This is a genomic window from Lactobacillus sp. A27, assembly GCF_016742815.1.
GTDB classification, from domain to species: domain Bacteria; phylum Bacillota; class Bacilli; order Lactobacillales; family Lactobacillaceae; genus Lactobacillus; species Lactobacillus gallinarum.
On sequence record NZ_JAEHNT010000062.1, the window covers coordinates 1 to 7,158 of the forward strand.

Consider the following 7,158-nt stretch of genomic DNA (forward strand, 5'->3'; position numbering starts at 1 on the left):
TGTAAATAAAAGAACTTAAATAACCGTCTCAGTATAACAGTAACTGGGACGGTTTTTAAGTACACTATTTTATTTGACGCTTACCATCAAAATATGCATTGGTTAGGTAAAAACTAAATAATTACTTACTAAAAATGGACGGAGAATTTTCCGCCCATTTTTTAATTTTGATTTGCTTGATTAACAGCTTCGATTACAGCATGACGAAAGCCATTCGCCTCTAAGCTAGTTACACCTTTAATAGTAGTTCCACCGGGTGAGCATACTTGATCACGCAATAAAGCAGGGGCTATTTTACTATCACTAGCCAAAGTAGCAGAGCCCTTAACCATGCTGGCAGCTAATTGATTAGCTAGATTACGAGGAAGACCATTCAGAACGCCAGCATCCCCAAGCGCATCAAGAAAAACATCCACAAAGGCAGGACCACAGCCACCAATAGTCCCTACAATGCTTAATTGATCTTCTTTAACAGAAATTACATCTCCTAGTTGTTCTAAAAAATGAGTTATTTTCACAGCATTAATTTTAGAGATATTAGCTGGTATAAACAATCCAATAGTGCCAGCGTTAATCGCTACTGGAGTATTAGGAATGATTCTAATAATTGAATGATTAGGTAAAATGTTTTCCAAATTATTATACCCAACACCAGCTACCGAAGAAATAATGGTGGTTTTGGCGTCCAGATTAATTAGTTCAGGGATGATTTGAAGTGTAATCTTAGCTGGAGTAGTTAAAAATACATAATCTAGATCCAAGTTGATTAAATCATGTATTGCATGGACTAATTTAAAATCTAGTTTTTCTGCTAATCCGCTGACACGGGGATTAACTGGATTTTCTCCAATTATTTTATTCGTTGCATCTTTTTTTAGTCCTTTAATAATAGCACTACCCATTTGTCCTACACCAATTACTCCAATTTTTGTCATTTTTATCTCCTTAATGTTTGCTATCTGTTCAAATTTTATCTTAATAGTATTTACTAATCTCTTTGTTAAACACTTTTAATTCAAGAATGATATTATTACGTGACTTTGACTCTCGACATATTTTGTTCAATTGCTTGATGTTATTGCGTAAATTTTTTAAAGTCTTTTGGTAATGTTTAGAATCTACTTTTTTGCTCAATGTTACCACATAGTTGTGTGGCTTTAAGCTTGATTTTTTAGCATATTGGCACAATTTTTTGTTCATTTTACTACAAAGAGCGATAACTTTTTGCCGCTTTTTCTTATTATCAAGTGTGCTTAGATTTAAGAGTAGCTGATTCGATCTTTTAAAATGATCAACTTGTTTAGCCTGTCTGATTTGTTTTCTTTTCTTAACTAATTTCTTTATTGAGTTAATTACGCTTTGGACTATAATTAGTGAATTACGTTTACTATTTGGCTCAATAATTTGTGTTTTTGCCAGTTGATTATTATAAACAACATAGCCTAATGTTTCTAAGAACTTTGAGTTTTCTTTTAAATCAGAAGTTAAGGTCAAACGATGATAAGGAAAGGAAAGGAGATTTGCATCAATTTGATTTTGATATATCATTTCTTTACGATAGGCTCCAGCCAACATGTCAGCAACTTGGATACCATAACTTTTTCGACTGTTTTCAGTATAATAATTAACCTCAAACTTAACCTCCTCATCACTAATGTTCTTGGCAATATCCTGTAGCAGAGTTCAATTTAATAAAAGACATGGATCAACATGATTTTGTGAGGTCTCATCAATTACAACATATACTTTAATTTGTGAAGAATTGATGCATTTTTTAAGTTCCAGTAAAAGCGTCTTAATTGGATGAATATATGATAGAAGTTCTAGTGACAAAAACATCAATTCTTTAATATCTGTAAATTGATTAAGATCACAAGCTGGACGTTCTAATATCAAAGCTGATGTTAAAAAGGGCTTAGCCACTTCTAAGGCTTTCCGATTGATTCTATCAGAAACGGAATTACTCTTTTTCTCTCGTTTATTATTGTTAGGGTAAATCTCCTTATAAAGCTGATTTAATGCCTGCATTCTTTGAGCATCTATCATATAAAAGGCAGCAATAAACCTATCAGTAGTCATCTGATCATCTTGCTTCTTGTATGAAATACTCTCATCAACAAAAATAATAAAGGTCGAACATTGCTCTTCATAAGCACAAGTTGATGATATAGCTTTTTAATTAAATTACTCATTCGTCTCCTCCTGAAAAACTTTTGTTCGTATAAAATATACCAAACATATGATCAAAATAAAAGAAAAAATCGAAAAATTGACTTTTTTAACACAAATCTGAGATTATTTAGTCAATAAAGCAAAATAGAATCGGGTCAAAAATGAGAAAAATAAATCATCTGTTTATCATGTTGTTATTATTGATACCTTTACTGGCAGCTTGCAATAATAGTTCAAAAGAAAAGCAAGTACATAAAAGCAAAACCACTATGGTTAAGCCTAAACCGAGATTTAAAGATACTCCTACATTATATTTTCACGGATTAATGGGTAGTTATAAGAATGAAAAGCCGTTAGTCGATGCTGCTAAAGAAGCTGGTAAAACAAATAGTGTAATTCGTGCAAATGTAGATGAGACAGGAAAAGTTAAATTAAAAGGCAGGATTAAAAAGAATGCTAAAAATCCAATCGTTGAAGTCAATTTCAAGGATAATACACAACCTGACTTTTCACGTAATGGAATTTATGCTAGCAACGTAGTCAAAGCCTTGCAGAAGAAATACCATATCAATAAAGTTAATATGATTGGCTACTCTTTAGGCAATATTGCGATAATTTACTACATGATTCAAAATGGTCAAAAGAAAAATATGCCACGGTTAGTTAAACAAGTGAGCATAGCAGGGCATTATGATGGAGCATATTTCCAAGAATTGCCGCCAAGCTTCCGTCAACCCAAAGGGTTAAAACTAGATAAAAATGGCAAACCAAATAAAATGAATCAAACATACAAGCAAATGTTAAAAGCTCGTCCAGCTTACAAAACAAATAAAGTGAAGATTCTTAATATTTATGGAGATATCGGCAATGGCGGGGATGGAGTAGTTGAAATAGCTTCTGCTTTATCATTGAAATATTTAACTTCTGGTAGTAAATATCAAGCGATCAAGTTTACTGGAGTAAAAGCTGATCATGGCAGTTTGCCTAATAATGATCAAGTAATTAATAAAATTGTTGAATTTTTATGGTAGTAGAAAAAAGGATTGTTCAAATTGTTTTATCAAGAACTAAAAACGAATTTTGAAGAAAAAGCTAATCCTGAACAAGCACAACAATTAGCAGGTTATATGCGAAATCAGTTTAAATTTTATGGTTTGCATACACCCGAGCGACGAAAGATCTATCACGATTTTTTATTGCGAGAAAAGAAAAAGAAGAAAATAGACTGGAATCTATTAAATCGAGCTTGGGAAGATCAATATCGAGAGATGCAATATTTTGTTTGTGATTATTTAATTGCAATGAAAAAATATCTTACTTATAACGATATTGATAGAATTGAACGTTTTGTCAGAACTAAACAATGATGGGATACAGTCGATAGTCTAATTAAGCCTATTGGTGATCTTGGCTTACGAGATGCAAGAATTAATGAACTGATGCTTGAGTGGTCAACAGATTCTGATTTTTGGGTAAGACGTGTAGCAATAGAACATCAATTGTTACGTAAAAAGAAAATGAACACTGACTTACTTGCTCAGATCATCGAAAATAATTTGAACAGTCAAGAGTTTTTCATTAATAAAGCAATAGGATGGGCCTTACGTGATTACTCTAAGACAAATTCAGAATGGGCAAGACAATTTATTGCTGAAAATTATGATAGAATGGCTAAACTATCGATTACAGAAGGATCGAAGTATTTATAGCAATAGCGATTATGTGGTATATCACATAATCGTTTTTTTATAAAAATTTTTGCATTTGAACAGGTGTTTGATATAATGACACGTGAACACATGTGCGATTAAGCAAGGAGGACCTCCAATTTATATATTTAAATTAAGGAGAAGAAAAAATGAAAGTCGAATCCAATTCTACTAAAAAGGCATTAGACTATCTTTTATCTCAAAAAGAAGGGACGTATCTATCAGTAATTGAACAAACAACTGGATTAGGTAAAACACATGCAGTGATTCAAAAAATCGCTGAGATTTTACAAAAAAGTCCAGACCTTGAGTTAAAACCCAAGATTTTTGTGGTTACTTCTGGAATTGAAACTAGAAATGAATTTTTCCATGATTTAAAGGAAAAGTTACCTGAATTTGAAAGCAGAATTCTACTGTTTGAGAGTGTACCTGATCAAGTTAAACATTTCCTAGAAGAACTATTATCTAAGACTGATTATGAAAATGATCAAACTTTAGCCAACGATTATTTAAGCAGCTGGTTCGATCAAAATACTGCGACGTTTAAAGATACTACTGTTTTACTAAAAAGAATTGCAAAACAATATATCTTTGTTAAACAAGAAAATGATACGTTCGGAGAATTAAGTTCTCGGTTAAAACGCACAATTTATTACGATTTAAAAAGATTGGCGCAAAAAGAAGAAATAAAACTTAATACCAAACAAAAACGGCTAAATTATTTAATTAAAAAGGCGCCTTGGATATGTGATTTATTTAAAGATACTGATCTCAGTCGTTATTACGTTTTGATCATGACTGCGGATAAATTCGTTTTCCCATATAAAACAGCCATCGGAAATGAAGACAATTATTGGGATTTGACTTTTAAAAATAGTCAGACACCTATTCTCTTTTTAGATGAATCAGATAAGATTAAATCAAATTGGACCAATAAATTAATCGAAAGTGAGATGGGGTCTAAAGATGTTGAAGATATGCCAACTCTAATTCGAAGATTTTACGCCAATATTTTGCCAGCTATTGGACGCATGGAACGAATAATCATAGACGCCAAAGACCCCTCTGGAAAAACAAATAACACCAGAATTAAGCAACTTTATCAAGTGATCAAGAAGACATATGATCAGTATCATTTGCAGTCCCCATCAAAAATTGATCCTGCACTTTTGGGAGATAATACTAACAAATTTCTATTTAACACAGGTAAAAGCAGTTTTTTGTTTGGCTTGAAAAAAGATGAAAAGTATTTGGTATGGAAATTTAACTCTCAACGTCTTGTTAACGAGATTACAATAGATCAAAAATTTTACGAAACGCATCCAGAATTTCGATTAAGTAAAGTAACTAGTTCCTTTACTCGGTTATTGCATTATATTGCAAAGACGACTTATTCAATCGCCAGAAATTATCATGAATTCAAGATAAATCTGAATAAAAAAATTACTGATCCTGAAAAATTGCATAATGTTTATGAGTTATCAGAAGAACACTTGCAAATCGTGAACGTGATTTTGCAGCCTACTAATGCTGAAGGAAGGTTAGCAAAATACTTCATTGATAATTATTTGGATAAAGCACTTAATTTAAAATTACCAAATATTAAAGCAAGTTTTACAGATGATCAGACCATCTATGCTTCTGGATTTCGTCTATTTGATTTAACTGTAAGTGAAGATGCTAACAATAATGGTCAGCTTCGTGTCTACCAACAGAAGACAACACCAGAACAAATTCTTGCCAGTGTAGCAAATAAAATGAGGACGATCTTATTATCATCAACCAGTTTAAACCCCTCACCATTAGGAAATTTTGATCTAAATTGGGTAAAAAATAATATAGTTAACTTCTTAGAAATTCCTACAAAATTGCAAGAGGTACTTGATTTAGAAAATAGAAAACGAAATCAATTAATTAAAAGCAAAGTAAAAATTGACACCAGGTTGACAGGAAAAAACTTGATGATTAGTGGACAAACTTTTAGTCAAGCTTTAGCTACTTTGTTAAGAGATGAAAATCATTTAGAGCCAACAGAATTACAACTTGAACGAATTTTGAATAAATATCCTGCTCGTTTGATTGCTAATCGCGTAAGCAACGGATTAGATCCAGATGCACCGTTTTTATGTGAAGCCGAACGCCAAGATGCTGATTCAAAAATTAGTAATACTCATTTTAATTTTGAACGTAAAATACGTCTATTAAGTGCAATCATTAATTTTTTGCAGTTAAATCAAAAAAATTCTACAAATAATGCATTCATCATCTATACCAATGCAATAATACGAATCGACGAATTAAATTGGTTAAAAGAAGCCATTGAAATCTTAAATATTCCATTTCCAGATGATTTATTCAAAGTGATTAGTTCACAAAATCGTCAAGAAATAGAAGATGTTAAAGAAACATGGGGTAAAGGGAAATTTCAAATCATGCTTACTAATAAGCAAGCTCTTGGTCGTGGAACCAATCTTCAATATCTTCTAGATAAAGACTATTATCAAAAACATAGCCATGATTTTGCAATTATTGATCAACGCTTTGTCAACTTGAATGAACCATTTATTGATATTGCAGGAATTTATATAGAATCACTTACTCATATGTTTGAAAATCCAAATAATAATGGTACTCAGGATTTAGATGATTTCAAAATCAGAGCAGGACATATTATTTATGAACAATTTGAATTATACGATTCAAATCAAACTAATTTATCTTTCCGTGATGTTAGAACAAGACTACAAAAATACTTTGGCAAAATATCAGGTAATGGCATGTGGGACTTATTACCTGCACAGGATGCTCTTGCAGCAGAGTTAGAACAGATAACAGGGCGTCTTTGTCGAACAAATATCAAAAATAAAGAAATGCTAATCCAGTATGACTATAATTTTGTAAATAAAATTGACTGGGATTATTTAAGCCATAAACGAACTAACGTGCTGATTGAAGACTTAATTGAGCAAAATAAAAATAGATTATCCTCAAATCCAAAATATCAAGATCGTTTAGCAACGATTAAGGAAAAGCAAGAGCTAGCTTTAATTAATAGTGGTGCAGTTTTCTTAGCCAAACGTGCTTATAAATTGCGTTCTTTAAGTGAAACTATGCAATATCAGTGGGTAGAAATGCGGGAATGGATTGTAAAACATCCTCGAATTAGCACTTTATCTAAAATACCAGATCATTTACGTAAGACAGTCGAAGGATTTTATTATCGACTGTCTAAACCAGATGCAAAATACTATTACTATCACGATCAAGAGGAAGATCC

At 31.9% G+C, this 7,158-nt stretch carries 5 protein-coding genes and 1 pseudogene; 3 read left to right on the top strand and 3 right to left on the bottom strand.

The window, feature by feature from the left end; translation table 11 throughout:
- Positions 1 to 161: 161 nt before the first annotated feature.
- The 3 genes from proC to JEM49_RS08110 form a co-directional block, all read right to left on the bottom strand.
- Positions 162 to 935: a pyrroline-5-carboxylate reductase gene (proC, locus tag JEM49_RS08100; RefSeq protein WP_201874598.1), complete on the bottom strand. Its 774-nt coding sequence runs from the start codon at positions 933 to 935 to the stop codon at positions 162 to 164.
- Positions 936 to 975: 40 nt separating this feature from the next.
- On the bottom strand, positions 976 to 1,575 hold the full coding sequence (locus JEM49_RS08105; protein ID WP_201874600.1) for a hypothetical protein: 600 nt from the start codon (positions 1,573 to 1,575) through the stop codon (positions 976 to 978).
- A 108-nt stretch (positions 1,576 to 1,683) separates the two neighbouring features.
- Positions 1,684 to 2,079, bottom strand: a complete 396-nt coding sequence (locus tag JEM49_RS08110; protein WP_025006376.1) for a hypothetical protein — start codon at positions 2,077 to 2,079, stop codon at positions 1,684 to 1,686.
- 254 nt (positions 2,080 to 2,333) lie between these two features.
- On the opposite strand from JEM49_RS08110, the gene JEM49_RS08115 reads away from it, so the two are divergent.
- The 3 genes and pseudogenes from JEM49_RS08115 to JEM49_RS08125 all read left to right on the top strand — a co-directional run.
- Entirely contained in the window at positions 2,334 to 3,203 is an 870-nt protein-coding gene (locus JEM49_RS08115) for an alpha/beta hydrolase (RefSeq protein WP_056945494.1), read from the top strand.
- Positions 3,204 to 3,224: 21 nt separating this feature from the next.
- Positions 3,225 to 3,881, top strand: a pseudogene (locus JEM49_RS08120) (DNA alkylation repair protein).
- Positions 3,882 to 4,030: 149 nt separating this feature from the next.
- A partial coding sequence (locus JEM49_RS08125) for a hypothetical protein (RefSeq protein WP_201874601.1) occupies positions 4,031 to 7,158 on the top strand: 3,128 nt, incomplete at its 3' end.

Bases quoted from the DNA above. Each gene is read 5' to 3' on its own strand.
- proC (WP_201874598.1), bottom strand. From the start codon at position 935: ATGACAAAAATTGGAGTAATTGGTGTAGGACAAATGGGTAGTGCTATT.
- JEM49_RS08105 (WP_201874600.1), bottom strand. From the start codon at position 1,575: ATGTTGGCTGGAGCCTATCGTAAAGAAATGATATATCAAAATCAAATT.
- JEM49_RS08110 (WP_025006376.1), bottom strand. From the start codon at position 2,079: ATGACTACTGATAGGTTTATTGCTGCCTTTTATATGATAGATGCTCAA.
- JEM49_RS08115 (WP_056945494.1), top strand. From the start codon at position 2,334: ATGAGAAAAATAAATCATCTGTTTATCATGTTGTTATTATTGATACCT.